The sequence below is a fragment of the Tepidimonas sp. genome (genome assembly GCF_046292505.1).
Lineage (GTDB): Bacteria > Pseudomonadota > Gammaproteobacteria > Burkholderiales > Burkholderiaceae_C > Tepidimonas.
On the sequence record NZ_JBKBQX010000216.1, the window covers coordinates 1 to 623 of the forward strand.

The 623-nt window shown below is 73.4% G+C and carries 1 pseudogene; it reads left to right on the top strand.

What is annotated here, in order from left to right:
* Window positions 1-623 (top strand): annotated as a pseudogene (locus tag ACK4TH_RS12850) (fumarylacetoacetase); the annotation flags it as partial.

Consider the following 623-nt stretch of genomic DNA (forward strand, 5'->3'; position numbering starts at 1 on the left):
AGCACGACCACCTCGGCGTGGTGATCGGCGACCAGGTGCTGGACCTGGGGCTGCTGGCGGGCGCGGGGGCGTTCGACGGCGCGGCGGACGCCGAAGCGCTGAAGTACCTGCTGCACCAGCCGCGGTGGAACATGCTGGCCAGCGCGCCGAAGTTCTGGCCGATCGTCCGGGGGCGCGTGCAGGCTCTGCTCAACGCCGAGACGCACGCGGGCCAGCAGGTCCGCCGCGTGCGGGCCAAGGCGCTGCGGCCGCTGGCCGAGACGCCGCTGGTGATGCCCGTGCACGTCGGCGACTACACCGACTTCTACGCGAGCAAACACCACGCGACCAATGTGGGGGCGATGTTCCGGCCCGACAACCCGCTGCTGCCCAACTACAAGCACACCCCGATCGGCTACCACGGCCGGGCCTCGAGCATCGGCGTGGGGCACGCGGGAGCGCCGATGGCCGTCCGCCGCCCGCGCGGGCAGACCCGGGCCGACGACGCCGCGATGCCGACCTTCGGCCCGTGCAGGCTGCTGGACTACGAGACGGAGATCGGGGCGGTCGTCGGCGCGGGCAACGCGCTGGGCGAGCCGATCGGCACGGGGCGCGTGGCCGAGCACATCTTCGGCGTCTGCCTG